Origin of the sequence: Streptomyces sp. NPDC049837, assembly GCF_040674455.1 — a bacterium.
In the GTDB taxonomy this organism is placed as follows: Bacteria; Actinomycetota; Actinomycetes; order Streptomycetales; family Streptomycetaceae; genus Streptomyces.
In genome coordinates this window covers 296,294-320,354 of the sequence record NZ_JBFAMP010000009.1, presented here as the reverse complement: position 1 = coordinate 320,354, position 24,061 = coordinate 296,294, and the positions used below count along the sequence as shown (strand labels likewise).

Genomic DNA, 24,061 nt, shown 5'->3' with positions numbered 1-24,061 from the left:
CTCAGGCCTCCTTTCCGGTCGGCTGGGTGACCCGGTCGAGCATCAGGCCCAGGCAGACGATCGCGGCGCCCGCGACCAGGCCGGTCGCCAGGTCGCCCTGGGCGAGGCCGAACACCACGTCGTAGCCGAGCGCGCCACCGCCGACCAGGCCGCCGATGATGACGACGGCGAGGACGAGGACGACCGCCTGGTTGACGGCCAGCAGCAGCGCCGGGCGGGCGAGCGGGAGCTGGACCTGGCGCAGTTGCTGCCAGCCGGTGGCGCCCAGCGAGCGGGCGGACTCCAGCGCGACGGGGTCGACGCCGCGCAGGCCCTGGGTGGTGATGCGGACGACGGCGGGCAGGGCGTACACCACGGCGGCGGCGACCGCCGGGGCGCGGCCCACGCCGAACAGCGCGACCACCGGGATCAGGTACACGAACTGCGGCATGGTCTGGAAGACGTCCAGGACCGGGCGCAGAAGCCGTTCGACACGTGAACTGCGCGCCGCCGCGACCGCGATGGCGAAGCCCAGGACGAGGGTGACCGCGACGGCGGCCAGCACCTGGGAGAGGGTGTCGAGCGACGCGTCCCACACCCCGAGCACCCCGATGGCGCCCATCGCGGCGACGGCCGTCAGCGCGGTGCGCCAGGTGCCGACGAGCAGCGCCAGCACGCCGACCACCAGCAGCAGCGACCACCAGGGCAGCGCCTGGAGCCCGTCGCGTACGGGGTCGAGGACCCACCCGGTGAAGTGGGCCGCCCAGTCGGCGGTGCCGCCGATGACGGGGACGCCCGAGTAGAGGTGGGCGGTCATCCAGTCGACGGCGCGGTTGACGGGCTCGGCGATGTCGACGTGCCACGCCTGGGGCCAGGTGAGCCCGCCGGCCAGCCGGCCGGTCACCGCGGCGGCCAGCACGGCCACGCCGCAGGCCGCCCAGTCCCGGCCGCGTACGGCACGCGCGCCGGTCGCCGTGCGGTCCAGCACGACCGCGAGCAGCACGATCGGGATGCCGGCGGCGAGGGCGGCGCCCACGTCGACGGAGGCGAGCGCCTGGTAGACGCGGTCGCCGAGGCCGCCCGCGCCGATGACGGACGCGATGACCGCCATCGACAGGGCCATCATGATCGACTGGTTGACGCCGAGGAGCAGTTCCTTGCGGGCCAGCGGCAGGCGGGCGGTCAGCAGCCGCTGCTTGCCGGTGGCGCCGAGCGAGGCGGAGGCCTCCAGCACGCCGGGGTCGGCGCCGCGCAGCCCGAGCGCGGTGAGGCGGGCCATGGGCGGGGCGGCGTACACGACGGTCGCGAGGACGGCGGCGGGGACGCCGATGCCGAAGACCAGGACGACCGGCAGCAGGTACGCGAAGGCGGGCAGCACCTGCATGGTGTCGAGGACGGGGCGCAGCGCCCGGTACGTACGGTCCGACAGCCCGGCGCCGAGGCCGAGCAGCGCGCCCAGCACGACGGACGCGGCCACCGCGACGACCATGAGGGCGAGGGTCTGCATGGTGGGCACCCACATGCCGAGCAGCCCGCACACGGCGAACGCGGCGACGGTGGTCACGCCCAGCCGGAGGCCCGCGACGCGCCAGGCGAGGATGCCGGCCACGGCGGTGACGCCGGCCCAGCCGGCGGCGAGGAGCACCAGGTAGACGGCGCGCACGGACAGGACGACGGCGTTGCTGACGTGCCCGAAGAAGTACAGGAACAGCGGGTGGCTGTCGCGGTTGTCGACGATCCAGTCGCTGGCGGTGCCGAGCGGCCCGGACAGGTCGACGGAGAGGGCGGCGGGCCAACTGCCGCCGCCGGCGAGGAGCAGCCCGATGGGGGCCAGGACGAGGACGGCGGCCAGCGGCCAGTACCTGCGGGCGGCGACCGGCAGGCGGGGCCGCGCGGGGGCGGTCACGGCTGCGGTCATGCCGCCGCCTTCCCCAGGGCGGCCGGGCCCCCGACCGGGACACCGGCAACGACCGACAGCAGGCCCTCGTGGTCCACGACGCCCACGCAGCGGCCGGAGTCGACGACGCGTACGGGGCCGCCGCTGCGGGCGACCGCCTCGATGGCCTCGGATACGGTCGCGCCGGGCGCGACGGCCGGACCGGAGTCGGCGTCGCCGTCGCACGGCGGGCGCATGGCGGTGCGCACGGTCATGACCTGCTCGCGCGGCACGTCCCGCACGAAGTCGCGTACGTAGTCGTCGGCGGGCGAGCCGACGATCTCCTCGGGCGTGCCGAGCTGGACGATGCGGCCGTCGCGCATCAGCGCGATGCGGTCGCCCAGGCGCAGCGCCTCGTTGAGGTCATGGGTGATGAAGATCATCGTGCGGCCCTCCTCGCGGTGGAGCCGGATGACCTCCTCCTGCATGTCGCGCCGGATCAGCGGGTCGAGGGCGCTGAACGGCTCGTCGAACAGCAGCACTTCGGGGTCGACGGCGAGGGCGCGGGCGAGGCCCACGCGCTGCTGCTGGCCGCCGGAGAGCTGGCCGGGCTTGCGGTCCTCCATGCCTTCCAGGCCGACCTTGGTGACGACCTCGGCGGCCTTGGCGCGCCGTTCGGCGCGGCTCATGCCCTGGATTTCGAGCCCGTAGGCGACGTTGTCGACGACCGAGCGGTGCGGCAGCAGGCCGAAGTGCTGGAAGACCATGGCGGCCCGGTGGCGGCGCAGTTCACGCAGCCGGGACTTGTCCATGGACAGGATGTCCTCGCCGTCGATGGCGACGGTGCCGGAGGTCGGCTCGATGAGCCGGGTCAGGCAGCGTACGAGGGTGGACTTGCCGGAGCCGGACAGGCCCATGACGACGAACACCTCGCCCTTGCGGACGTCGAAGGAGACGTCCCGGACGGCGGCGGTGCAGCCGGTGCGTTCGCGCAGTTCGGCGGCGGGGAGGCCGGCGAGCCCGGGGGAACCGGGTACGCGGTCGGCCTTGGGGCCGAAGACCTTCCACAGGTTCTCGACGGAGAAGACGGGGGTCATGTCGACCTGGGTCGTACTCATCAGGCACCACCTCCCAGTAGTTCGGCTGCCTTTTCGCCGACCATCAGCACCCCGATCATCGGGTTGACGGCGGGCATGGTCGGGAAGACGGACGCGTCGGCGATGCGGATGCCGTCGAGCCCACGGATCTTCAGGTCGGGGCCGACGACGGCCTGTTCGTCGTCCACGGCGCCCATGCGGCAGGTGCCGGCGGGGTGGTAGACGGTGTGGGCGACCTTGCGGGCGTACTCGCTCAGCTCCTCGTCGCCGGTGACCTCGGGGCCGGGGCAGACCTCGCGCTTGAGCCAGCTCGCGAGCGGCTCGGCCTTGGCGATCTCGCGGGCGATGCGGATGCCGTCGACGAGGGTGCGGCCGTCGTAGTCGTCCTCGTCGGTGAAGTACCGGAAGTCGAGGGCGGGCTTGACCTCGGGGTCCGCGCTGGTGAGGTAGAGGCGGCCACGGCTGCGCGGCTTGGGGATGTTCGGGGTCATCGACACGCCGTGGGCGGGGCGTTCGTAGCCCAGCCGCTCCGGATTGTCAGTGAACGGTATCTGGTAGAAGTGGAACATCAGGTCCGGGCCCTTGGACTCGGGGTCGCGGCGCACGAAGAGGCCCGCGTCGCTGTCCATGGCGGAGTTCTCCGGGATGGGGCCGTTGGTCTCCCAGACGATGACCGACTCGGGGTGGTCGAGCAGGTTCTCGCCGACGCCCGGAAGGTCGTGGACGACGGGGATGCCGAGCTTTTCGAGGTCCTTGGCCGGGCCGATGCCGGAGTGCAGCAGCAGCCGGGGGGTGTCCACGGCGCCCGCGCAGACGAGGACTTCGCGCCGGGCGGTGACGAGCCGCTCGGTGCCGTCCTTGGCACGGACGTGGACGCCGGTGGCACGCGTGCCGTCCAGCTCCAGCTTGTACGCCCAGGTCTCCAGCATCAGGTGGAGGTTGGGGCGCTCGTCCATGATCGGGTGGAGGTACGCGACCGAGGCGGAGGAGCGCTTGTTGTTCTCCGGGTGGTAGGCGAGGTCGAAGAACCCGACGCCCTCGTGGAACGGCTTCTTGTTGAAGCCCTCGACGCGCGGGACGCCGAGCGCGGCCTGGGCGGCGTCGACGAAGTCGCGGGCGATGGCGTTCCGGTCCTTCTCGTCGACCGAGACGATGTTGTTGAGGAGCTTGTCGAAGAACGGGTCCATGGCCGCGGCGTTCCAGCCCTCGGCCCCGGCCTCCTCCCACTCGTCCCAGTCGGACGGCAGCGGTTTGAAGGAGATGAGGGTGTTGTGCGACGAGCAGCCGCCGAGGACGCGGGCGCGGCTGTGCCGGATGTGGGAGTTGCCGCGCGGCTGCTCGGTGGTGGGGTAGTCGTAGTCGAGGTCGCCGCCGAGCAGGCCCATCCAGCGGCGCAGCGTCAGGACGTCGGGGCGGTCGACGTCGGACGGGCCGCCTTCGATGACGGCGACGGTGACGTCGGGGTTCGCGGTGAGGCGGTGGGCGATGACGCTGCCGGCGGTGCCGCCGCCGACGATGACGTAGTCGTACGTGGTGTGCTCATTCATGGTGCGTTCGTTTCCCTGCTCAGCCCGCGAACCAGCGCACGGGGCGCGGGGCGAGGTTCTGGTAGACGTGCTTGGTCTCGCGGTATTCGGCGAGCCCGGCCGGGCCCAGTTCGCGGCCGATGCCGCTCTTGCCGAAGCCGCCCCACTCCGCCTGCGGCAGGTAGGGGTGGAAGTCGTTGATCCAGACGGTGCCGTGGCGCAGCCGCCCGGCGACGCGGCGGGCGCGGCCGGGGTCGGCGGACCAGACACCGCCGGCGAGCCCGTACTCGGTGTCGTTGGCGAGGGTGACGGCCTCGTCCTCGGTGCGGAAGGTCTCGACGGTGAGGACCGGGCCGAAGACCTCTTCGCGGACGACGCGCATCCCGCGGTGGCAGCGGTCGAGGACGGTGGGGCGGTAGAAGAAGCCGGGCCCCTGCGGCCGTTCGCCGCCGGCCCGGAGGACGGCGCCTTCGGCGAGGGCGGAGGCGACGTACTCCTCGGTGCGGGCGAGCTGCTGGGCGGAGACGAGGGGGCCGCACTCGACGCCCTTGTCGGTGCCCCGGCCGATGCGGATCTTCTCGGCGCGGCGGGCGAGTTCGGTGACGAACCGCTCGCGCAGCGACTCCTCGATGATGAGCCGGGAGCCGGCGGAGCAGACCTGGCCGCTGTGGATGAACGCGGCGTTGAGCGCCTGGTCGACGGCGGTGTCGAAGCCCTCGTCGGTGGCACAGGCGTCGGCGAAGACGACGTTGGGGTTCTTGCCGCCCAGTTCGAGGGCGACCTTCTTGACGCTGTCGGCGGCGGCGCGCATCACCTTCGTACCGCTGACGAGTCCGCCGGTGAAGGACACCAGGTCCACGTCGGGGTGTTCGGACATGCGGGCGCCGACGGGGTCGCCGGGGCCGGTGACGAGGTTGGCGACGCCGGCCGGGAGACCGGCCTCGGCGAGGAGCCGGATGAGGGCGACGGTGGTGAGCGGGGTGATCTCGCTCGGCTTGATCACGAAGGTGTTGCCCGCGGCCAGCGCCGGGGCGATCTTCCAGCTCGCCTGGAGGAGCGGATAGTTCCACGGCGTGATCAGCGCGCAGACGCCGACGGGTTCGTGGACGACGACGCTGTGGATGTCGGGCGATCCGGCGTCGACGACCCGGCCGCCGCTCTCGTTCATCACGAGGTCGGCGAAGTACCGGAAGGCGTCGGTGACGCAGTCGACGTCGACGCGGCCCTCTTCGAGGGTCTTGCCGGCGTCGCGGCTCTCCAGCAGGCCGATCTGCTCGCGGTCGCGCTGGAGCAGGTCGGCCACGCGGCGCAACAGCGCGGCCCGCTCGGCGACCGGCGTGCGGGGCCAGGAGCCCTGGTCGAACGCGGTGCGGGCGGCGGCGATCGCGGCGTCGGTGTCCTCGGCCCCGCCTTCCGCGACGACCGCGAGGGTCGTGGCGTCGGCGGGGTCGAGGATCTCGCGCGTGGCGCCGGTGGCCGCTGCTCGCCACTCTCCGCCCACGTGGATGGTCTGTTGGTCCGACACGTCGCGTTTGCCTTCCGTTCCCGATCTTTTCGTCACCGACGGTGGTCGGCGACCGGGGTCCCTGCCCCGGGGGGCGGAAAGCATGCGCGAAAGTGGGTTTGCTCACTCCCGGCGTGGGTAGCCGGGCGGTCGCGCTCAGTTGCCGTGCAGGGCTTCCTCCACCTCGTCGGGGGCGTCGTCCTGCACCCGCAGGCAGGCCACCCACGAGGGCAGCAGCCAGTGCGTGACCAGCAGCGCGAACAGCGCCGGGAACAGCAGGGCGCCGTCGAAGCGGACCTCGCCGAGCCACGTGGCGAGCCCCGTCCCGGCCGCCCCGGCGAAGAGCAGCCCGACGGTGATCCGGTGCGCGATGGCCCGGACCCGGTCCCGCTCCACGAGCTGGCGCTCGTCCAGCATGTGGCCGCGCAACTGAAGCAGCCCGCGGGTGGAGCCGTTGATGACGCCCATCGCCACGCACCAGGGCGCCAGCAGGGCGAGTATCGCGAACGCGTACCAGACGGAGACCCCGTGCACGGCGCCGAGCCAGGCGGCCACCGACGCCACGGTCAGAGCGATGTGCGCCCCGACGACCAGCCGCCGCCGTGCGGCGGTGGCGTGCATGGCGGTCCCGGCGTCCTGGTTCATGATCATGTACATGCGCCGGTCGTTGCGCGTCGCGGTGATGGTCACTGCTTCCTCCCGTGTGCCCCGTAGATCTCGTCGGTGAGCGGCTGGAACGGCTCCAGGGAGAACAGCGCCTCCACCGGAAGCCCGAAGTACCTGGCGGCCTTCAGCGCCAGGTCGAGGCTCGGGTTGTACTGCCCCCGCTCGATGTAGCCGATGGTCTGGTAGTGGACGCCCAGGGCGTCGGCCAGTGCCTGGCGCGACACCTTCCGCTCCGCCCTCACCACGGCCAGCCTGTTGTGCACCTGCTCACTCATGTATAAGAAGTACTACATTCATTAGCACTTTCGCAATGATCCGAATGGATGACCGGTCCGGGCGTCGCTCCCCGGCGGGGCGCCCGCGCGGACCTAGGGTGCGTCCATGCGCAGCAGCGACGACCGCGTCTACCTCGCCCCCGTCGACCACCTGCGGGCCGTCGCCGCCGTGCTCGTCGTCCTCTACCACGGGTGCCAGTTGCTCAGCGCGCGCATCGAGGGCCGCCGCTTCGTCCCCGCGACGGACTGGCTCTACTCGGCCAACCCGGCCGCCACGCTCGTCTTCGAGGGCCACACGGGCGTGGCCCTGTTCATGGTCCTGTCCGGCTTCATCTTCACCGTCGGCGCGTACGGCAGGCCCATCCGCTACGGCCGCTTCCTCACCAACCGGCTGCTGCGCATCTACCCGCTCTACCTGGTCGTCGCCGTCCTCGGCCTGGCCACGCAGGTCTCCCTGCCCACGTTCCAGGACCTGGTGCGCGTCCTGACGTTCGCGACGCCGACCCAGCCGTACGGGGGCGTCTTCTGGACGCTGTGCGTGGAGATGCAGTTCTACCTGGTCTTCCCGCTGCTGGTCCGGCTCCTCGGCGAGCGCGGGCCCGGCGCCCTGCTGCGACTGCTGGCGGCGGTGTCACTGCTGCGGGCGCTGGTGTGGCTCAGCAGCCCGGCGCCCGAACCGCACACGGCGTCGCTGTACCTGGGCCTGGCCGGGCGGATCGACCAGTTCCTGCTCGGGATGCTGGCCGCCTGGGTGTACGTCCACCACCCGGGCCGGCTGCGGGCCCGGTGGCTGCCGCCGGTCGCGGCGGCCCTGGCGCTGGGCCTGCTCTGGTCCTTCAACCAGGTCCACGGGTTCGTCTCCGACAGCCCGCTGAAGCTGGCCTGGAGCAGTGCGGAGGGCGCGGTGTGGGCGCTGGTGGTGGCGGTGTACGTGGCGAGCGTCCGGCAAAGCCGCGGTGGGTGGCTCTCACGGGGCGCGGCCCGGCTCGGGGAGGTCAGCTTCTCGGTCTACCTGACGCACTTCATGGTGCTGACGGTGATCGGCGAGTGGGGGTCCCGGTGGTTCCCGGGCGGGCTGCCGCCCGTGTGGTGCGCCTTCCTGGTCACGCTGCTGGTGGCCCTGCCGCTGACGGTCGCGGTGTCGTTCGTGACGTACCACGCCATCGAACTGCCCTTCCTGCGGCTGCGCCGCCCGTACCTGGGCCCCGGGGCCGATGCGGAAACACCGCGCCCCCGGCAGCGGGAGAGCTACCGGGGGCGGTGAGGTGTTCGTGTGTCAGATCAGGCCCAGGCCGCGAACCGCGTCGCGCTCCTCGGTGAGCTCCTGCACCGAGGCGTCGATGCGCGTGCGCGAGAACTCGTTGATGTCCAGGCCCTGGACGATCTCGTACTTGCCGTCCTTGCAGGTGACCGGGAAGGAGGAGATCAGGCCCTCCGGGACGCCGTAGGAGCCGTCGGACGGGATGGCCATGGAGGTCCAGTCGCCCTCGGCGGTGCCGTTGACCCACGTGTGGACGTGGTCGATCGCGGCGTTCGCGGCGGAGGCGGCCGAGGAGGCGCCACGGGCCTCGATGATGGCCGCGCCGCGCTTGGCGACGGTCGGGATGAACTCGTCGGCCAGCCACGCCTGGTCGCTGACGACCTCGGCGGCGTTCTTGCCGGCGATCTCCGCGTGGAAGATGTCCGGGTACTGGGTGGCGGAGTGGTTGCCCCAGATCGTCAGCTTCTTGATGTCGGAGACCTGGCAGCCGGCCTTCTTCGCGAGCTGCGACAGCGCGCGGTTGTGGTCCAGACGGGTCATCGCGGTGAAGCGCTCGGCCGGTACGTCCGGGGCGGCGGCCTGCGCGATGAGCGCGTTGGTGTTGGCCGGGTTGCCGACGACCAGCACCTTGATGTCGTCCGCGGCGTGGTCGTTGATGGCCTTGCCCTGCGGCTTGAAGATGCCGCCGTTGGCCTCCAGGAGGTCGCCGCGCTCCATGCCCTTCGTGCGGGGGCGGGCGCCGACGAGGAGGGCGACGTTCGCACCGTCGAAGGCCACGTTCGGGTCGTCGGTGATCTCGATACCGCGCAGCAGCGGGAAGGCGCAGTCGTCGAGCTCCATGGCGGTGCCCTCGGCGGCCTTGAGGCCCTGCGGGATCTCCAGGAGGCGCAACTTGACCGGCACGTCCGCGCCGAGCAGGTGGCCGGAGGCGATGCGGAAGAGCAGCGCGTAACCGATCTGGCCGGCCGCGCCGGTCACGGTGACATTCACGGGAGTGCGGGTCATGGCGATCTCCGTAAGACAGACTGGCGGTGGGGCCGTGCCCCTGGTGCTGGACATCCTTCCTGATCGATCGGTGTCTCGACGTGAAGAGATATCCAGCGGTCAGGCTATCCGACCCGGACCCCCCTCAACCCCCGCCCCCTTGTGTCTCGGCTCACTGCTCCCCCGTGCAGCCCTTCGTGCCGTTCGCGAGCGTGGCGCAGGCCTTCGGCTCGGTGCCGTCGGCCGCCGCGACCATCGGCGTGTACGCGTCCTTGTCGATCTTCACTGAGCCGTTCTGGGTCTCGCCGCCCGCGCTGATCGTGACCTTGTCCCCGGCCACCGCCTGGGTGATACGGGCCCAGGCCGCCCCGCACGTCTCGCTGTAGCGGACCTCGACCTTCGTCGTGCCGACCGTCGCGGAGCCGGTCGTCGTGGCGTACTGGCCGCCGCAGCCCATGGCCTCCGGGTCCTGGCCGGTGCAGTCGTCGCCGCTGCACTTCACCCCGGCGGGCAGCGACTTGGAGGCGCTGGTGCTGGGCGTGGCCGACGGCGACTGGGCGACGTTCTTCGCGGGTTCGTCGCCGCCGCCGCCGAGGTCGGTCAGCAGGACGGCCGCGGCTATCACCAGCAGGGCGCCGACGACACCGGCGAGGAACAGGGTCGCCTTGTTCTTGCCCCCGCCCCGGGCGGCCCGGGCCTGTGCGCGCGCGGGCGCGGTGGGCGGCGCGGGCGGGGCGGCCGGGCCGCGGCGGGCGGGGCCGTTGGGACCGCCGTCGGGCGGTATGACGGACGGGCGGCCGGCCGGCGCGCGGTGGGCACCGCGGTCGGGGCCCGGGGCCGCCTTCACCCGTGACGAGCCGTCGGCGCCCGGCCCGGCGTCGCCGCCGAACTCACCGAGCGCGGCGCGCGCCTGGGAGATCCGTATGGCCTCCATCGTCATGTCGTGGCGCATCTCGGCGCGGCTCCAGGCGCGCTCCGCGAGCTCCCACATGGTCGTGAGGTGCACCGGGTTCGTCCCGGTGACCTCGGCCAGCGCGACGATCGCCCCCTTGGGCGCGAGGAGCCGCCCGTTCAGATAGCGCTCCCACGACGTCTTGCTGTAACCGGTGCGGTCCGAGACCGCCGCGATGCTGAGCCCGCTGCGGTCAACCAGCCGGCGCAACTGACTCGCGAACTCCTTGACCTGCGGGTCGAGTTCCTCCGGTAGCGCCTTCCAACGAGGCATTGCCTCCCCCTTGTCCCCCGGTACGTGCCTGATGTGCTCCCCGCGCTGTGTGCCCCCCCCTGACGCCTCCCGGAGCTCACCAAGGTGTCCACCGAGAGGGATGCGCGGAGCCAGGATGACAGTTCCTGAAGCGGGGGCGCACGGGCGCATTCGGAACATGGGCGTGCCCCCTTACGCGCCCTTGTCCTGAGTGCCGCCCCAGTTTCGCATCCGTTGCGGGTCGATCACACCATGCCGGAATGGTCACCTCCGTGCCACAGGCCCCGGACATACCTTGATCGAGCTTGGCGCGTGCATGACGCTCATACGCAGGTCACGGCGCCCGTCCTGCTCGGGGGAGAGGATGGGCGCCGCGACCCGCATGACGCGAGTCACAGCGGCGCGGCTCGCGTCGAGGGCTCGCGTCGGGACTCACATCGGGGACTCACGGCCGAGGGCGCACATCAGGACTCCCAGCCGAGGGCTCACATCAGGGCTCCAGCGAGAGCATCCGCTTCTGGAGGCCGGTGTCGAGGACGTCCAGGAACTGTTCCGTGGTCAGCCACGGGTGCTCCGGGGAGATGAGCCGGGCCAGGTCCTCGGTCATCTGGCCGCCCTCGACCGTCTCCACGCACACCTGCTCCAGGGTCTGCGCGAACCGGGTCACCTCCGGCGTCCCGTCCAGGGCGCCGCGGTGGGCGAGGCCCCGGGTCCAGGCGAAGACGGAGGCGACCGGGTTCGTCGAGGTCGACCGGCCCTGCTGGTGGCGGCGGTAGTGGCGGGTGACCGTGCCGTGCGCGGCCTCCGCGAGGACGGTCCGGCCGTCGGGGGACATCAGGACGGAGGTCATCAGCCCGGGCGAGCCGAATCCGCGGGCGACGGCGTCGGACTGGACGTCGCCGTCGTAGTTCTTGCACGCCCAGACGTAGCCGCCCGCCCACTTCAGGGCCGAGGCGACCATGTCGTCGATGAGCCGGTGCTCGTAGGTCAGGCCCGCCGCGTCGAAATGGGCCTTGAACTCGGCGTCGAAGACCTCCTGGAAGACGTCCTTGAAGCGCCCGTCGTACTTCTTCAGGACCGTGTTCTTCGTGGACAGGTAGACCGGGTAGCCACGGGCGAGGCCGTAGCGGAACGACGCGCGCGCGAAGTCGCGGATCGACTCGTCGAGGTTGTACATCGACAGCGCGACGCCCGCGCCCGGGAAGTCGTACACCTCCAGCTCGACCGGGTCGGTGCCGTCCTTCGGCGTGAAGGTCATGGTGAGCGTGCCGGGGCCGGGCACCTTGAGGTCGGTGGCGCGGTACTGGTCGCCGAAGGCGTGGCGGCCGATGACGATGGGCCGGGTCCAGCCGGGGACGAGCCGTGGCACGTTGCTCATGATGATCGGTTCGCGGAAGAGCACGCCGCCGAGGAGGGCGCGGATGGTGGCGTTCGGCGAGCGGTACATCGCCTTGAGGCCGAACTCCTCGACGCGCGCCTCGTCCGGCGTGATCGTGGCGCACTTGACGCCGACGCCGTGCTCCCTGATGGCTTCGGCGGCCTCGACGGTCACCCGGTCGCGCGTGGCGTCGCGGTTCTGGATGCCCAGGTCGAAGTACTTCAGGTCGGCATCGAGGTACGGCAGGACCAGCCGGTCCCGGATGAACTGCCAGACGATGCGGGTCATCTCGTCGCCGTCGAGCTCGACGACGGGGTTGGCTACCGTGATCTTGGACATGAGGCGGTACGTCCCTCTCGCGCGACGACGACATGTCTCGTCGTCAAGGTAGAGCGCGAGGACGTACGCGGCCGCCCGACGTGGCCGTCCAGGGTCTTTCGTTTGGATCAGGCTGGATCAGCGAGTGGCGTCTGGCGCCGTGCATCGCAAGGCGGAGGAGGGAGCCACTGCGGTGGGGGCACCTCCCGTGCCCGAAGGGCTACGGGGGACATTGGCGACCGACGACAACGCCGCGAGGTGCGGTGTCCAGGCGTCACGAGCCCAGCAAGATCCGAACGAGAGGCCCTAGCGCACCGCGAACCGGACGGCGTCCTCCAGGAACGGGATCTCCAGCCAGGGGTCCGGCTGGGTCATCAGCGACAGCAGCACGATGGCGGCGCCGAGCAGGCCGTACGCGGCCATGTCGGTGAACCGCGACCGGACGGCGAGCATCCCGACGGACGGCAGGGCGCGCCGCATGGCGGCACCGGTGAGCAGGGCGACGCCGATCAGCATGGCCCCGATGCGGGGCGCCTGCGGGAACGGGTCGAACCCGACGACCAGCAGCCCGAGCGCGGTCAGTCCGAGCACGGTGAGCAGCGGCCACTGCCGCGCGGGCGCCGGCGCGTCCCCGGGCGCGGCCCGCCCGCCGCCCTCGGGCCGCGCGGTGTCCCGCGTAACGGTCGGCGGCCGCCGGGACGCCCGGGCGCCGGGGGCGGTGCGCCCGGCGCCCGGGGCGGGCGCCTCGGCCGGCGCGGTGGCCCCGGCACGAGGGCGGCCGGCCGCCGCGGCACGGGACTCCTCGCGGCCGGAGCCGGTGGCGGCGGTGGTGCCGGAGCGGCCGGTGGCGTCGGTGGTGGGCCGTGCGTCGGGGGCGCCGGGGGCGTCACCCGCCGGGGTGGGTGCCCCGGCCGGGGCGGTGGCGGGGCGGTCGGCCGCCGCGCCGGGGTCCGGTGAGCTGCCGTCGGCCGCCGCGCGGGCCGCCGTCTCCTCGGCCGGCCCGCCCGTGGCCGGGGCCGGGGTTCCGGCCGCGGTGGCGGAGTCGTCGTTCGCCCGTACGCCCATGGGGTCGCCCTCTTCCGTCCGGTTCAGCTCGCGGTCGCGGCGGCGGCGCGCTCGGCCGCCTCGACGACGTTGACCAGCAGCAGGGCCCGCGTCATCGGGCCGACGCCGCCCGGGTTCGGGGCGCGCCACCCGGCGACCTCGTTGACGCCCGGGTGGACGTCGCCGACGATCTTGCCGCTCTCGTCACGGCTGACGCCCACGTCCAGGACGGCGGCGCCCGGCTTGACGTCCTCGGGCTTGATCAGGTGCGGCACGCCCGCCGCGGCCACGATGATGTCGGCGCGCCGCAGGTGGGCGGCGAGGTCGCGCGTACCCGTGTGGCACTGCGTGACGGTCGCGTTCTCGGACTTGCGGGTGAGCAGCAGCGGCATCGGGCGCCCGATGGTCGTGCCGCGGCCGACGACCACGACCTCCGCCCCGTTGATCTCGACGCCGTGCGCGCGCAGCAGCGCGATGATGCCGTTCGGGGTGCAGGGCAGCGGGGCGGGCTCGTTGAGCACGAGGCGGCCCAGGTTCATCGGGTGGAGCCCGTCCGCGTCCTTGGCCGGGTCCATCAGCTCCAGGATGCGGTTCTCGTCGATGCCCTTGGGCAGCGGGAGCTGCACGATGTAGCCGGTGCAGGCCGGGTCCTCGTTCAGCTCGCGTACGACCGCCTCAATCTCCTGCTGCGTGGCGGTGGCGGGCAGTTCCCGCTGGATGGAGGCGATGCCGACCTCCGCGCAGTCGCGGTGCTTGCCCGCGACGTACTTCTGGCTGCCCGGGTCGTCGCCGACCAGGACGGTGCCGAGGCCCGGGGTGATGCCCTTGGCCTTGAGGTCCGCCACGCGGGCGGTCAGGTCGGACTTGATCGCGGCGGCGGTGGCCTTGCCATCGAGAATCTGGGCGGTCATGTGCCCATCCTCGCGGATGACCCCGCCCCGGTTCCAATTCGAGGCCGTTGGAGGTTGCACTTGCACAACACCCTCGTTATCCGACTGGACAAAAAGTCGACGATACGACGACGATGATCCGCGCAGTGCCGCGGGCAGTGCCGGGGGGCAAACCGCTAAAAAGTTCGTGAAGTTCCTCCGCGCGGGCCGCGCCGTCCCCGCAAAACAACGGAGGAAACCCGCCATGAGCTTCGGCGACCCGAACAATCCCTACGGCCAGCAGGGCCAGCCCCAGCAGCCCGGCTACGGCTACCCCCAGCAGGGCCAGCCGCAGCAGCCCGGCTACGGCTACCCGGCCGCCCCGCCCCCGCCGGCGTACGGCGCCGGCTACCCGGGCGGCGCGCCGATGACGATGCCCGGTCTGATGCAGACGGCGCGCGTGCTGCTGTTCATCGTGGCCGGTCTCCAGATCATCTTCGGCATCATCTTCGCCTTCGTCATCGCCGCGGCGCAGGACGTCTCGGACTCGGTGGGCGCGGGTGACGCGACGGACGGTCTCGCCGGGCTCGGCTTCATCGTCGTCCTGATCCTGATCGCCTTCGCGGTCTGGGCCATCGTCCTCGGCGCCAAGTTCTCCAAGGGCGGCAACGGCGTTCGCGTGACGACCATCGTCTACTCCGCGCTGTTCATCCTGATGAGCCTGAGCAACTTCACGCAGGGCACCACCAGCGCGGCGATCGGCGGCATCATCGGCCTCGCCATCGGCGGCATCATCCTCGCGTCGATGGTCAACAGCAGCGCCACCGCCTGGTTCAACCGCCCGCGTTACTGATACGCGCGCGGATCGTACGCAGACAAGGGCCGTGTGCCACCGCTCTCCGGCGGTGGCACACGGCCCTCGCCGTCTCCACCGGCGTCCCCCGGCCCACCGTCAAGGGCCGCCGGATAAACGCCCGCCGAACGAACGATGAACCACCCCGGCGGCCTTCGTACGTTTACGCCGAAACGGCCGTTTACCCTGCCGCTCGGACACGGACGCCTCCTCGGGAAAGCCCTTACCCTGACTGCCGTTGGCGCAGGAGGAGGGGGAACTCCGTGTACACCATCATCGTTGTTCCACCGCGGTGCGGCGGAACCGGCGGCAGCACCGGTCGGAGCCCTGACAGCCGCATCAGGCTCGCGGCGGGCGAGAGGCTCGTCTTCGGCAGGGCGGCCACCGCCGAGGACGGTCTGGCCATCGCCCACGAAGGGGTGTCCCGGGTCGCCGGGGAGATCACCGCGCACCGCGCGTTCTGGATCCTGAGCAATCTCAGCCACGAGCAGACCTACGTGGTGGAGAACCCCGAGGGCGCCGGTGAGCACATCAAGATCGCGCCGGGCCGCCTGGACGCACCCGTACCGTTCGAGTTCTCCCGCGTGGTCCTGCCCGCCGCGGGCGAGCTGCTCAGCTTCGACGTCTGGGCGCCGCGCCACGACTACCGCGCCGTCGACCGCGCGGGCCTCTCCGGAGCCGCCACCGCCCCGGCGTTCGCCCTCGACCGCACCACCCGGTACTACGCGGTCCTCGCCGCCCTGTGCGAGCCACGGCTGCGTGGCCTGCCCCACGCCCCGCTGCCCACCCTCGACCAGGTGGTGGAGCGGCTGCGGCCCACCTGGCCGGCGGCGAACCGCTCGTCGGTGAACTGGAACATCGACTACCTCGCGGTGAAGCTGCGCCTCAAGCCGGCCCCGGACACCGCGGACACCGGCCCGCGCAAGAACGGCAAGAAGGAATCTCTGGTCTCGCTCGCCCTCCGCTTCGATCTGGTCCGCGAGGACGATCTCATCGTCCTCGCCGCCCTTCCCAGCGGGGCGATGCGATGAGCGCCCCACCGCCGGAGCAGCCGTTCGCGGTGCCGGTGCCGAAGGGCTACCGCGTCGGCCGCTGGGAGGTGCGCGAGGCCATCGCGTCCGGCGCGTTCGGCAGTGTGTACGCGGCCCGGCGCACCGGGGACGGGCCGCCCGGACTGCCCCGGCACGCCGCGCTGAAGTTCCTGCCGACCGGTACGCAGACGCCGCGCCGGCTGCGTCATCTGCGGGAACTGGCCGAGCGTGAAGTGGGGTTGTTGCGCCGGCTGCGCGCGCCACGGCTGATCCGCATGTACGAGGCGCTGACGGTCGACGACCCGGATCACCCCGAACTCGACGGTGCCACCGTCCTCGTACTGGAACGGGCCGAGGGCTCCCTGGAAACCCTGCTGGCCCGGGCCCCGGCGCCGGGGTCGGGGCCCGCACTGCTGGCGCAGGTGTGCGCTGGGCTGCACCAGCTCCACCACGCGGGGTGGCTGCACGGCGACCTGAAGCCCGCCAACGTGCTGCTGATGCGGGACGGCACGGTCAGGCTCGGCGACTTCAACCTCGCGGCGGAGCTGGACGGCACGCACGCCTACTCCCCCGCCTTCTCCACCCCCGACTACACCCCGCCGGAACTGCTGTGGTCCGAGATCGGCGAACACGGCAGGGAGATCCGCCCGACCGCCGACGTATGGGCCTTCGGCGTACTGGCCCATCTGGTACTGGCGGGCTCCCTGCCGCTGCCGGGCGGCACGGCCGAGGCGCGCCGCGACGCGGCGGTGCGTTACGCGCGGGGCGCCGAGGAACTCCGCCTGTCTCCCGAGCTTCCGCGCGCGTGGCGGGACATCATCACGGACTGCCTTGCCCGTACGCACGCGGAGCGCGCCGCCCACGACACGGCCTCACTGCTGCGGCGGGTGGAGCGAGCCGCGGGGGCTGCCCGTTCGGCCCGCCTGCCGAGACCGCGCCCGCACCGGTGGCGGCGGCGCCCGGCCCTGGTGGCGGCCGCCTTCGCGTCGGCGCTCCTGGGGGCCTCAGGGGTCCACCTGTTGCGCGACGACGAGCTGTCGTACGGCTATCACCACTGCCCGCAGCGCTCCGTCTGCTTCTTCAGCGAGCAGCACGGCAACGGCGAGATGTGCGGCTGGGAGCGCGACGACACGGACTGGCTCGCGGGGAAGGAGACCTGCGCGTGGACCAGGGACCGGCCGGTGAGGTCCGTCTTCGTCAACATGCCCGACGACGGGTCCCGGTGGGGCGGCGTGGAGTACTTCCGGGGCCGCGACTTCACCCCCGTGGGCGTCGACCTCACCCGCGACAGCCGCCGGACCGGCTGCACCTCCGTACGGCAGCAGGGCAACCTGGCGGGGACGTACGCCCCGCTGTCCCACCGATGGGTCGATCACTGCTGAGACGGACCCTGCAACGTTCCAGGTTCCGCCCCCTCCCGGTCCCCGGCATCTTCGGACGCGAGCACACCAACGGAGGAAGGAAACGGCATGTCGATCGTACGCAAGGCACTCCTGGGAGCCACCGCCTCGGCCGCTCTACTGGCAGGGCTGGCGGCACCCGCCGCCGCGGAGTCGCGGGCCCCCGAGGCGCCGTCCGGAGAAGGCTGGGTCCTCGTCACGAAGAGCGGGGACTTCACCGCCCAGGGTTCGTGGAGCAGGTCCACGTCGTACGGGAGCTCGGCGGGCACCATCTCGACCACCGCGGCCTCGGGCTGGGTCAAGGACACCGCCGCCGACGGCTACTGCGCCCAGGTCGTCATCGAATGGTGGGGCACGAACGGCAAGTACGACGCCGACTATTCGGGCCAGGCGTGCCCCCAGGGTGACGTCGACAACTTCAGCAAGGCGCCCGGCGACAGCAGCCACTGGACCGCCACCAGCTACGCGGTGTGGATGCGCCGGGTCTGAGGGCCGCCGCCCGTTCCGGCGAGGCGGGCCGCATCCTCGTGGAGGATGCGGCCCGCCGTCGCGTCGTGTCGGTGGAAGCCGTGTCGGTGGAAGAAGTGTCAGTGGAAGAAGTGGCGCGTGCCCGTGAAGTACATCGTCACGCCCGCCTTCTTCGCGGCCTCGATCACCTGCTCGTCGCGGACTGAACCGCCCGGCTGCACCACGGCCTTGACGCCCGCCGCGGTGAGGATCTCCAGGCCGTCGGGGAACGGGAAGAACGCGTCGGACGCGGCGTACGAGCCACGGGCCCGCTCCTCGCCGGCCCGCTCGACGGCGAGCTTGGCGCTGTCCACGCGGTTGACCTGACCCATGCCGACGCCGACGCTCGCGCCGTCCTTGGCGAGCAGGATGGCGTTGGACTTGACCGCGCGGCACGCCTTCCAGGCGAAGGCCAGCTCGGCCAGCTCCTCGGCGGGCAGGGCCTCGCCCGCGGCGAGGGTCCAGTTGGCCGGGTCGTCGCCGTCGGCCTGGAGGCGGTCGGTGACCTGGAGCAGCACGCCGCCGTCGATCGGCTTGACCTCGACGGGGGCGGACGGCGCGTCGGGGCAGCGCAGCACGCGGATGTTCTTCTTGCGCGAGAGGACCTCGACCGCGCCGGCCTCGTAGTAGGGCGCCACGATGACCTCGGTGAAGATCTCGGCGACCTGCTCGGCCATCTCCACGGTCACCGGCCGGTTGACGGCGATGACGCCGCCGAAGGCGGACAGCGGGTCGCAGGCGTGCGCCTTGCGGTGCGCCTCGCCGACGTCCGCGCCGATCGCGATGCCGCACGGGTTCGCGTGCTTGATGATCGCCACGCACGGCTCGGCGTGGTCGTACGCGGCCCGGCGCGCGGCGTCGGTGTCCGTGTAGTTGTTGTACGACATCTCCTTGCCGTGGAGCTGCTCCGCCTCGGCGAGGCCGCCCGTCCCGTCGACGTAGAGCGCGGCGCCCTGGTGCGGGTTCTCGCCGTAGCGGAGGTCGGTCTTGCGCTCGAAGGTGGCGCCCAGGAAGTCGGGGAAGCCGCCCGCGGCGGAGCCGCTGTCGGACACGGTGTCGGCGGCGGCGTACTCGCCGGCGAACCAGGACGCGACGGCGACGTCGTACGCGGCGGTGTGCTGGAACGCCTCGGCGGCCAGGCGCTTGCGCGCGGCCAGGTCGAAGCCGCCCGCCTTGACGGCGTCGAGGACGTCGCCGTACCGGGCCGGGGAGGTGACGACCGCGACGGAGGGGTGGTTCTTGGCGGCGGCGCGGACCATGGAGGGGCCGCCGATGTCGATCTGCTCGACGCACTCGTCGGGCGTGGCGCCCGAGGCGACCGTCTCGCGGAACGGGTACAGGTTCACCACGACCAGCTCGAACGGCTCCACGCCCAGCTCGGCGAGCTGCTCGCGGTGCGCGTCCAGGCGCAGGTCGGCGAGGATTCCGGCGTGCACGCGCGGGTGCAGGGTCTTGACGCGGCCGTCCAGGCACTCGGGGAAGCCGGTCAGCTCCTCGACCTTGGTGACCGGGACGCCGGCGGCGGCGATCTTCGCCGCGGTGGAGCCGGTGGAGACCAGCTCGACGCCGTTCTCGTGCAGCCCGCGGGCGAGCTCCTCCAGCCCCGTCTTGTCGTAGACACTGATCAACGCGCGACGGATGGGCTTATTCACCGACATGAACCTTTCGTCCCTCAATGCGGTAGCCGTGCCGGGCCAGACGCCCCACGACCTCGACGAGCAGCGAGCGCTCGACTTCCTTGATGCGCTCATGGAGAGCGGCTTCGTCGTCCTCGTCCCGGACCTCGACCACGCCCTGGGCGATGATCGGGCCGGTGTCGACGCCGTCGTCGACGAAGTGGACGGTGCATCCGGTGACCTTCACGCCGTGCGCGAGCGCGTCCCGCACTCCGTGGGCACCGGGAAAACTGGGCAGCAGGGCCGGGTGCGTATTGACGATCCGGCCGCCGAACCGGGACAGGAATTCCTTCCCGAGGATCTTCATGAACCCGGCCGAGACGACGAGATCCGGCTCGTACGCGGCGGTCGCCTCGGTGAGCGCGTGGTCCCACTCGTCGCGCGTGGCGTGGTCCTTGACCCGGCACACGAAGGTGGGCAGTCCGGCGCGCTCCGCCCGCTCCAGACCGGCGATGCTGTCGCGATCGGCGCCGACGGCGACGATTTCGGCCCCGAAGTCCTGGGGATCATCACCGATGGCGTCGAGCAGAGCTTGGAGGTTCGTGCCCGATCCGGAGACCAGGACGACGAGGCGGGCGGCAGCCACGGGGAAACCCTTTTCGCGTTGCTTTGTATGGTCGTACGAATGAATCGGGCCCCTCGATACGGGGAACTCTACGAGAGAGCCGACCGTCAGCAACGATACCGGCACACCGAGCCGCCCCCACGGGACGGGGGCGGAGCCGGGGGGTAGCGTCTGAGGCAGGGCCGTCCCCGAACGGACGGACACGACGACACGAGACCCCCGCCCGCGCTGTCGCGCCGGCCCGGGGTCTGAGGGGAAGACGTTCACCACATGCCGGACCGACGCCGCCGCACGGCCATCCACCTCCTGCCGCGGGAACGCCAGTCCACGGAGCCCAGGGACGAGAACAATCCGTTCGCGCCGCCGCCGGAGGGCAGGCCGGACCAGCCCTGGCAGCCGCGCCGACCGGACAACGGTGACGGCGGAGAGGGCGCTGAGGGCTCCGCCGGTTCCAGCGGCTCCGCGGACGGCTCCGAGGGCTCCGACGGCTCCGCGGACGGTTCCCGGGACCGGGAGCGCCCGGCCTGGGGCAGCCAGTGGAGCCCGCGGCAGCCGGGGCGTTCCTCCGGCGGCTTCGGCAACCGCCCGAGCGACGGGCGGCAGGGCGGCGGCCAGGGCCAGGGCGGCCCCGAGGCGCCCAACCTCCGCTGGGACCCGACCGACCCGGCGCAGCGCCGCGCGCGGTACGCGCTGCTGTCGGGCATGTGGGCGTTCTTCTTCGCGATCTTCGACTTCCCGGAGATCGGTCTGCTCCTGGGCACCCTGGCGCTGTACTGGGGCATCAGCTCCCTGCGCGGCAAGTCCCGCACGGCCGCCGCCCCCCAGCCGGTCACGACCGGCGCCCCGGACCCGGCCCCGGCCGGCCCCGCGCCCGGCTCGGGCCGCCCGCAGACGACCGCCGCGGTGAGCGGTCTGGTCACGGCGGCGCTGGCCCTGATGATCGTGGCGGCGACGTTCACGATCCAGATCGTCTACCGCGACTACTACGCGTGCGTGGACGACGCCCTGACCAAGACGGGCCAGCTCTCCTGCAACGAAATGCTCCCCGAGCCGCTGCGCGACGTCTTCGGCGTCAAGGAGTAGGGCCTAGACGGGTTCGCCGGGGGCCGCCTGGTTCTCGGCGGGCTCGTCGGGTGTCTCGCGGGCCGGAGTCTCGTGGGCCGCGGTCTCGCGGGCCGGAGTCTCGCGGGCGGGGACCTCCAGGGCCGGGGTCTCGCGGGCCGGGATGGTCGGCGGGAAGGCCGCCATGAGGCCGCCCGAGGCCTCCTTGAGCGCCGTCCAGCGGGCTTCGCGGGCCGACGGGTCCTCCCAGGCCGCCGGGAGGAAGTCGTACGGCTCGAAGGCCGGGTCGCCGGGGTCGTCCTCGGGAGCCGGCCGATCGGCGGCGGTGGCCGCGGCGGGCACGAGTCCGGCGGGCGCGGCCCCGGCCGGCGCGGGGGCCGCCGTGTCCGGCACCGGCACCGGCGGCGTGCCCGGGAGCGGCTCCGGTACCGCAGCCGCCACGCCCCGGTCCCGCCGCCGCCACGCCCGCACCGCCAGCGCGACCGGCACGCCCAGCCCCGCCGTCCACGCCACGGCCGCCCCGCCCACGCGCCACCACACCGGGCCGAACGCCCCGAGGCGCCCCGTGCCCAGCGGCCCGCCCGCGGCCGCCGCCAGCGCCGCGACCGCCGCCCCCACCAGCACCGCCGCCAGCAGCGCGGCCACCGCCGCGTCCCGCAGCCCCGCGTCGCGCACCCCCGCTCCCCGCACCCGTCCCCCGCAGAACCATCCGACCGCCGCGCCCGCCGCCACCGGGACCACCGCGGCCGTCCAGTGCACCCAGGTCCCCCGCCCGTCCGCCGGTACGGCGGCCAGCAGCGGGAAGGGCGGCAGCCCGGCGGCCCCGGTCACCCCGAGCGGGGTCGCCGTCGCCCCCGTACCGAGCAGGAAGCCGGGCCCGAGCCCGTACGCCGCCCCCCACACCGCCGCGTTGGGGGCGAGCGCGAGCGACAGCAGCAGCAGCGCCATCCGTCCCGACCAGACGCCGGACAGGCCGAGCAGCGACTCGCGCGCCGCGCCCGCGTGCCACACCAGTGAGACCGCGACCAGGACCGCTCCCCCGCCCACGAGCACGCCCAGCCCGGCGCCCGCGGCGCGTACCGCGACCGCCGTCCGGGAACGGGCCAGCCCGACCCGGACCCGCTCGGGCACCCAGGCCGGCAACGGCCCGGACGGCCGCCCGTGCGCGGTCCACACCCCGGCGGCCGCGGCGAGCCCGACGAGCGGCGGCACGTGCAGCGCGGCGCCGAGGGGTTCGGCGAGCAGCGGCCCGCCCGCCGCGTACCCCAGGGCCCCGGCGGCGACCAGCAGGTAGCCGCCCGTCACGGCACCCACGGCGCCGGTCGCCGACGGCCTGGGGCGGGCCTCACCGGGCTCGGCGGCGTCCCGCGCGGTCCGGTACACCAGCCACACCGGCAGCGTCACGAGCAGCAGCGGGACGACGCCGACGGGCGCGGGCGTCCCGGAGAGCGTTGTGGGGCGCACCAGTTCGACGCCGTGGGCGAGGAGCCAGACGCCCGCGGCGACGTGCAGGGCGCCGCCGGGGCCGCTGTCGGGGTACGGGGAGCTGATCCACATCACCATCACCAGGACGGTGACGGAGCCGAGTCCGAGCCCGGCGGCGAGCGCGCCGCGCACACAGGCCCCGGCCAGCGCGGCGGTCCGGCCGCCCTGGACGAGGGCCGGCGGGTGGTCGGTCGCTTCGGTCACGGCGCCATGCTGCCAACGACACGCGCTTGATCCATGTAACGGGAGAATGGCCGGTGTGGCGCGCAATATACGGTTATGTACTTTTTCGTCGAGTGCAGCCCTGCCGGGGGCCGGCCATGACCCGGACCACGGCCACCACCCCCCGTTCCGCGCCACCGCTGCCCTCCCCCAAGGAGCGGCGCCGGCTGCGCGAGGCGATGTCCATGACGGAGGAACAGCTCGCCCAACTGGTCGGGGTCACGCGCGCGACCGTGCGCTCCTGGGAGACGGGGCGCACCAGCCCGCGCGGGCGCAAACGGGAGGCGTACGCGAGGCTGCTGGGCGCCGCCCACGCGGACCGCCCGGACCCCAAGGAGTCGCCGGAACCCTCACGGGGGCCCTCACGGGAGCCGGAGCCCGCGGCCGCCGTCGTGCCCGCCCCCGCGCCCGCGCCCTCCGACGCGTTCGAGGCGTTCGACGCGCTGTACGCGTACGCCGCCCCCGCCCTCGTACAGCAGGCCTACCTGCTCACCGGGCGGCGCCAACTGTCCCGCGAGGCCGTCGAGTACGCCTTCCACCTGGCGTGGGAGCGCTGGCCGGAGGTCGCGGTCGACCGGGACCCGGCCGGGTGGGTGCGGGCGGCGATGCACGAGTACGCCCTGTCGCCCTGGCACCGGCTGCGCCGCTCCTACCGGCACCCCGACGCCCCGACCACCGACCGGGCCGCCCAGGCGCTGCGCGGGGCGCTGCTGGAGCTGCCGCCCGCGTACCGCCGCACGCTGCTGCTGTACGACGGCCTCGGCCTGGACCTGCCGGAGACGGCGGCGGAGACCGAGGCGAGCACCCCGGCGGCCGGCAACCGCGTCCTGCACGCCCGCGAGGTGCTCGCCGCGCGCATCCCCGAGCTCGCCGACCCGGCGGTCCTGCACCAGCGGCTGGCCGCGCTGCTGGCCAAGGGGCCGACCATCGTGCTGGCCACTCCGCGGACCGTGCGCAGCGGCAGTGAGCGCCGGGCCAGGTTCTGGACGAGGGCGGCCATCGCGCTGACGACGGTCATCGTCGGCGCGACGGCGTTCACGCTGGCCACCGCGCCGACCGGGTACCGGCCGCCCCTGGCGCCGGGCGAGGCGGTCGGCGGGGTCCCGGTCCTCAGCGGTCCCGAGCGCCTGAGCCCCCAGGACGAGGCGCTGCGCGACCGGCTCAGCTCCGAACCGGTCACCGGACCCGCACGGCTGGTCCCGGACGCACACTGACGCACGGACGCGCAGGGACGCGGCCGTCGCCGAGCTGATGGCCGCCTACCGCGCGTTCTGACGCG

The 24,061-nt window shown here is 73.0% G+C and carries 21 protein-coding genes; 7 read left to right on the top strand and 14 right to left on the bottom strand.

The window, feature by feature from the left end; all coding sequences use genetic code 11:
* Window position 1 precedes the first annotated feature (1 nt).
* The 6 genes from AB0J57_RS25150 to AB0J57_RS25125 form a co-directional block, all read right to left on the bottom strand.
* A complete protein-coding gene (locus tag AB0J57_RS25150) occupies window positions 2-1,897 on the bottom strand; it encodes an ABC transporter permease subunit (RefSeq protein WP_366130532.1) in 1,896 nt (631 codons plus the stop codon).
* Window positions 1,894-2,973, bottom strand: a complete 1,080-nt coding sequence (locus tag AB0J57_RS25145; RefSeq protein ID WP_366130531.1) for a glycine betaine/L-proline ABC transporter ATP-binding protein — start codon at window positions 2,971-2,973, stop codon at window positions 1,894-1,896. The genes AB0J57_RS25150 and AB0J57_RS25145 overlap by 4 nt, the downstream gene beginning before the upstream one ends.
* Window positions 2,973-4,499 (bottom strand): GMC family oxidoreductase N-terminal domain-containing protein, encoded by a 1,527-nt coding sequence (locus tag AB0J57_RS25140; RefSeq protein WP_366130530.1) that lies wholly within the window; start codon window positions 4,497-4,499, stop codon window positions 2,973-2,975. The genes AB0J57_RS25145 and AB0J57_RS25140 overlap by 1 nt, the downstream gene beginning before the upstream one ends.
* A 19-nt stretch (window positions 4,500-4,518) precedes the next feature.
* Window positions 4,519-6,003, bottom strand: coding sequence for an aldehyde dehydrogenase family protein (locus AB0J57_RS25135; RefSeq protein WP_366130529.1), 1,485 nt, complete (start codon window positions 6,001-6,003; stop codon window positions 4,519-4,521).
* 135 nt (window positions 6,004-6,138) lie between these two features.
* Window positions 6,139-6,672 (bottom strand): hypothetical protein, encoded by a 534-nt coding sequence (locus tag AB0J57_RS25130; RefSeq protein WP_366130528.1) that lies wholly within the window; start codon window positions 6,670-6,672, stop codon window positions 6,139-6,141.
* A complete protein-coding gene (locus tag AB0J57_RS25125) occupies window positions 6,669-6,923 on the bottom strand; it encodes a helix-turn-helix transcriptional regulator (RefSeq protein WP_126886202.1) in 255 nt (84 codons plus the stop codon). The genes AB0J57_RS25130 and AB0J57_RS25125 overlap by 4 nt, the downstream gene beginning before the upstream one ends.
* A gap of 106 nt (window positions 6,924-7,029) precedes the next feature.
* Between AB0J57_RS25125 and AB0J57_RS25120 the strand changes: the two genes are divergently transcribed.
* On the top strand, window positions 7,030-8,187 hold the full coding sequence (locus tag AB0J57_RS25120; protein WP_366130527.1) for an acyltransferase: 1,158 nt from the start codon (window positions 7,030-7,032) through the stop codon (window positions 8,185-8,187).
* Window positions 8,188-8,199: 12 nt separating this feature from the next.
* On the opposite strand, the gene AB0J57_RS25115 is transcribed toward AB0J57_RS25120, so the two are convergent.
* The 5 genes from AB0J57_RS25115 to AB0J57_RS25095 form a co-directional block, all read right to left on the bottom strand.
* Window positions 8,200-9,189 (bottom strand): malate dehydrogenase, encoded by a 990-nt coding sequence (locus AB0J57_RS25115; protein ID WP_366130526.1) that lies wholly within the window; start codon window positions 9,187-9,189, stop codon window positions 8,200-8,202.
* Between the two features lie 151 nt (window positions 9,190-9,340).
* Window positions 9,341-10,393, bottom strand: coding sequence for an XRE family transcriptional regulator (locus tag AB0J57_RS25110; RefSeq protein WP_366130525.1), 1,053 nt, complete (start codon window positions 10,391-10,393; stop codon window positions 9,341-9,343).
* 469 nt (window positions 10,394-10,862) lie between these two features.
* A complete protein-coding gene (locus AB0J57_RS25105; RefSeq protein WP_366130524.1) occupies window positions 10,863-12,089 on the bottom strand; it encodes an NADP-dependent isocitrate dehydrogenase in 1,227 nt (408 codons plus the stop codon).
* Window positions 12,090-12,374: 285 nt separating this feature from the next.
* Window positions 12,375-13,133, bottom strand: coding sequence for a DUF3017 domain-containing protein (locus AB0J57_RS25100; RefSeq protein ID WP_366130523.1), 759 nt, complete (start codon window positions 13,131-13,133; stop codon window positions 12,375-12,377).
* A 23-nt stretch (window positions 13,134-13,156) separates the two neighbouring features.
* On the bottom strand, window positions 13,157-14,023 hold the full coding sequence (locus AB0J57_RS25095) for a bifunctional methylenetetrahydrofolate dehydrogenase/methenyltetrahydrofolate cyclohydrolase (protein WP_366130522.1): 867 nt from the start codon (window positions 14,021-14,023) through the stop codon (window positions 13,157-13,159).
* A 223-nt stretch (window positions 14,024-14,246) separates the two neighbouring features.
* Here AB0J57_RS25095 and AB0J57_RS25090 point away from each other — a divergent pair, with 223 nt between their 5' ends.
* The 4 genes from AB0J57_RS25090 to AB0J57_RS25075 all read left to right on the top strand — a co-directional run bounded on the left by AB0J57_RS25090 (window position 14,247) and on the right by AB0J57_RS25075 (window position 17,754).
* Window positions 14,247-14,834: a hypothetical protein gene (locus AB0J57_RS25090; protein ID WP_366130521.1), complete on the top strand. Its 588-nt coding sequence runs from the start codon at window positions 14,247-14,249 to the stop codon at window positions 14,832-14,834.
* 263 nt (window positions 14,835-15,097) lie between these two features.
* A complete protein-coding gene (locus AB0J57_RS25085) occupies window positions 15,098-15,865 on the top strand; it encodes an FHA domain-containing protein (protein ID WP_366130520.1) in 768 nt (255 codons plus the stop codon).
* Window positions 15,862-17,247, top strand: coding sequence for a protein kinase (locus AB0J57_RS25080; protein ID WP_366130519.1), 1,386 nt, complete (start codon window positions 15,862-15,864; stop codon window positions 17,245-17,247). Before AB0J57_RS25085 ends, AB0J57_RS25080 begins: the two co-directional genes overlap by 4 nt.
* A gap of 87 nt (window positions 17,248-17,334) precedes the next feature.
* On the top strand, window positions 17,335-17,754 hold the full coding sequence (locus AB0J57_RS25075; RefSeq protein ID WP_366130518.1) for a hypothetical protein: 420 nt from the start codon (window positions 17,335-17,337) through the stop codon (window positions 17,752-17,754).
* Between the two features lie 98 nt (window positions 17,755-17,852).
* On the opposite strand, the gene purH is transcribed toward AB0J57_RS25075, so the two are convergent.
* Both purH and purN read right to left on the bottom strand, forming a co-directional pair.
* A complete protein-coding gene (gene purH, locus AB0J57_RS25070) occupies window positions 17,853-19,430 on the bottom strand; it encodes a bifunctional phosphoribosylaminoimidazolecarboxamide formyltransferase/IMP cyclohydrolase (protein WP_366130517.1) in 1,578 nt (525 codons plus the stop codon).
* Window positions 19,417-20,034 (bottom strand): phosphoribosylglycinamide formyltransferase, encoded by a 618-nt coding sequence (gene purN, locus AB0J57_RS25065; protein ID WP_366130516.1) that lies wholly within the window; start codon window positions 20,032-20,034, stop codon window positions 19,417-19,419. The genes purH and purN overlap by 14 nt, the downstream gene beginning before the upstream one ends.
* Window positions 20,035-20,283: 249 nt before the next feature.
* On the opposite strand from purN, the gene AB0J57_RS25060 reads away from it, so the two are divergent.
* Window positions 20,284-21,096, top strand: a complete 813-nt coding sequence (locus AB0J57_RS25060; RefSeq protein WP_366130515.1) for a hypothetical protein — start codon at window positions 20,284-20,286, stop codon at window positions 21,094-21,096.
* A gap of 3 nt (window positions 21,097-21,099) precedes the next feature.
* On the opposite strand, the gene AB0J57_RS25055 is transcribed toward AB0J57_RS25060, so the two are convergent.
* Window positions 21,100-22,764, bottom strand: coding sequence for a DUF6350 family protein (locus AB0J57_RS25055; RefSeq protein WP_366130514.1), 1,665 nt, complete (start codon window positions 22,762-22,764; stop codon window positions 21,100-21,102).
* A gap of 116 nt (window positions 22,765-22,880) precedes the next feature.
* On the opposite strand from AB0J57_RS25055, the gene AB0J57_RS25050 reads away from it, so the two are divergent.
* On the top strand, window positions 22,881-23,996 hold the full coding sequence (locus AB0J57_RS25050) for a sigma factor-like helix-turn-helix DNA-binding protein (protein WP_366130513.1): 1,116 nt from the start codon (window positions 22,881-22,883) through the stop codon (window positions 23,994-23,996).
* The last annotated feature ends 65 nt before the right edge of the window (window positions 23,997-24,061 follow it).

Coding starts and splice junctions, on each gene's coding strand:
- AB0J57_RS25095 (WP_366130522.1), bottom strand. CDS start 14,023: ATGACCGCCCAGATTCTCGATGGCAAGGCCACCGCCGCCGCGATCAAG.
- AB0J57_RS25050 (WP_366130513.1), top strand. CDS start 22,881: ATGACCCGGACCACGGCCACCACCCCCCGTTCCGCGCCACCGCTGCCC.
- AB0J57_RS25060 (WP_366130515.1), top strand. CDS start 20,284: ATGCCGGACCGACGCCGCCGCACGGCCATCCACCTCCTGCCGCGGGAA.
- AB0J57_RS25145 (WP_366130531.1), bottom strand. CDS start 2,973: ATGAGTACGACCCAGGTCGACATGACCCCCGTCTTCTCCGTCGAGAAC.
- AB0J57_RS25090 (WP_366130521.1), top strand. CDS start 14,247: ATGAGCTTCGGCGACCCGAACAATCCCTACGGCCAGCAGGGCCAGCCC.
- AB0J57_RS25115 (WP_366130526.1), bottom strand. CDS start 9,189: ATGACCCGCACTCCCGTGAATGTCACCGTGACCGGCGCGGCCGGCCAG.
- AB0J57_RS25125 (WP_126886202.1), bottom strand. CDS start 6,923: ATGAGTGAGCAGGTGCACAACAGGCTGGCCGTGGTGAGGGCGGAGCGG.
- AB0J57_RS25120 (WP_366130527.1), top strand. CDS start 7,030: ATGCGCAGCAGCGACGACCGCGTCTACCTCGCCCCCGTCGACCACCTG.
- AB0J57_RS25150 (WP_366130532.1), bottom strand. CDS start 1,897: ATGACCGCAGCCGTGACCGCCCCCGCGCGGCCCCGCCTGCCGGTCGCC.
- AB0J57_RS25110 (WP_366130525.1), bottom strand. CDS start 10,393: ATGCCTCGTTGGAAGGCGCTACCGGAGGAACTCGACCCGCAGGTCAAG.
- AB0J57_RS25105 (WP_366130524.1), bottom strand. CDS start 12,089: ATGTCCAAGATCACGGTAGCCAACCCCGTCGTCGAGCTCGACGGCGAC.
- AB0J57_RS25080 (WP_366130519.1), top strand. CDS start 15,862: ATGAGCGCCCCACCGCCGGAGCAGCCGTTCGCGGTGCCGGTGCCGAAG.
- AB0J57_RS25100 (WP_366130523.1), bottom strand. CDS start 13,133: ATGGGCGTACGGGCGAACGACGACTCCGCCACCGCGGCCGGAACCCCG.
- purH (WP_366130517.1), bottom strand. CDS start 19,430: ATGTCGGTGAATAAGCCCATCCGTCGCGCGTTGATCAGTGTCTACGAC.
- AB0J57_RS25075 (WP_366130518.1), top strand. CDS start 17,335: ATGTCGATCGTACGCAAGGCACTCCTGGGAGCCACCGCCTCGGCCGCT.
- AB0J57_RS25140 (WP_366130530.1), bottom strand. CDS start 4,499: ATGAATGAGCACACCACGTACGACTACGTCATCGTCGGCGGCGGCACC.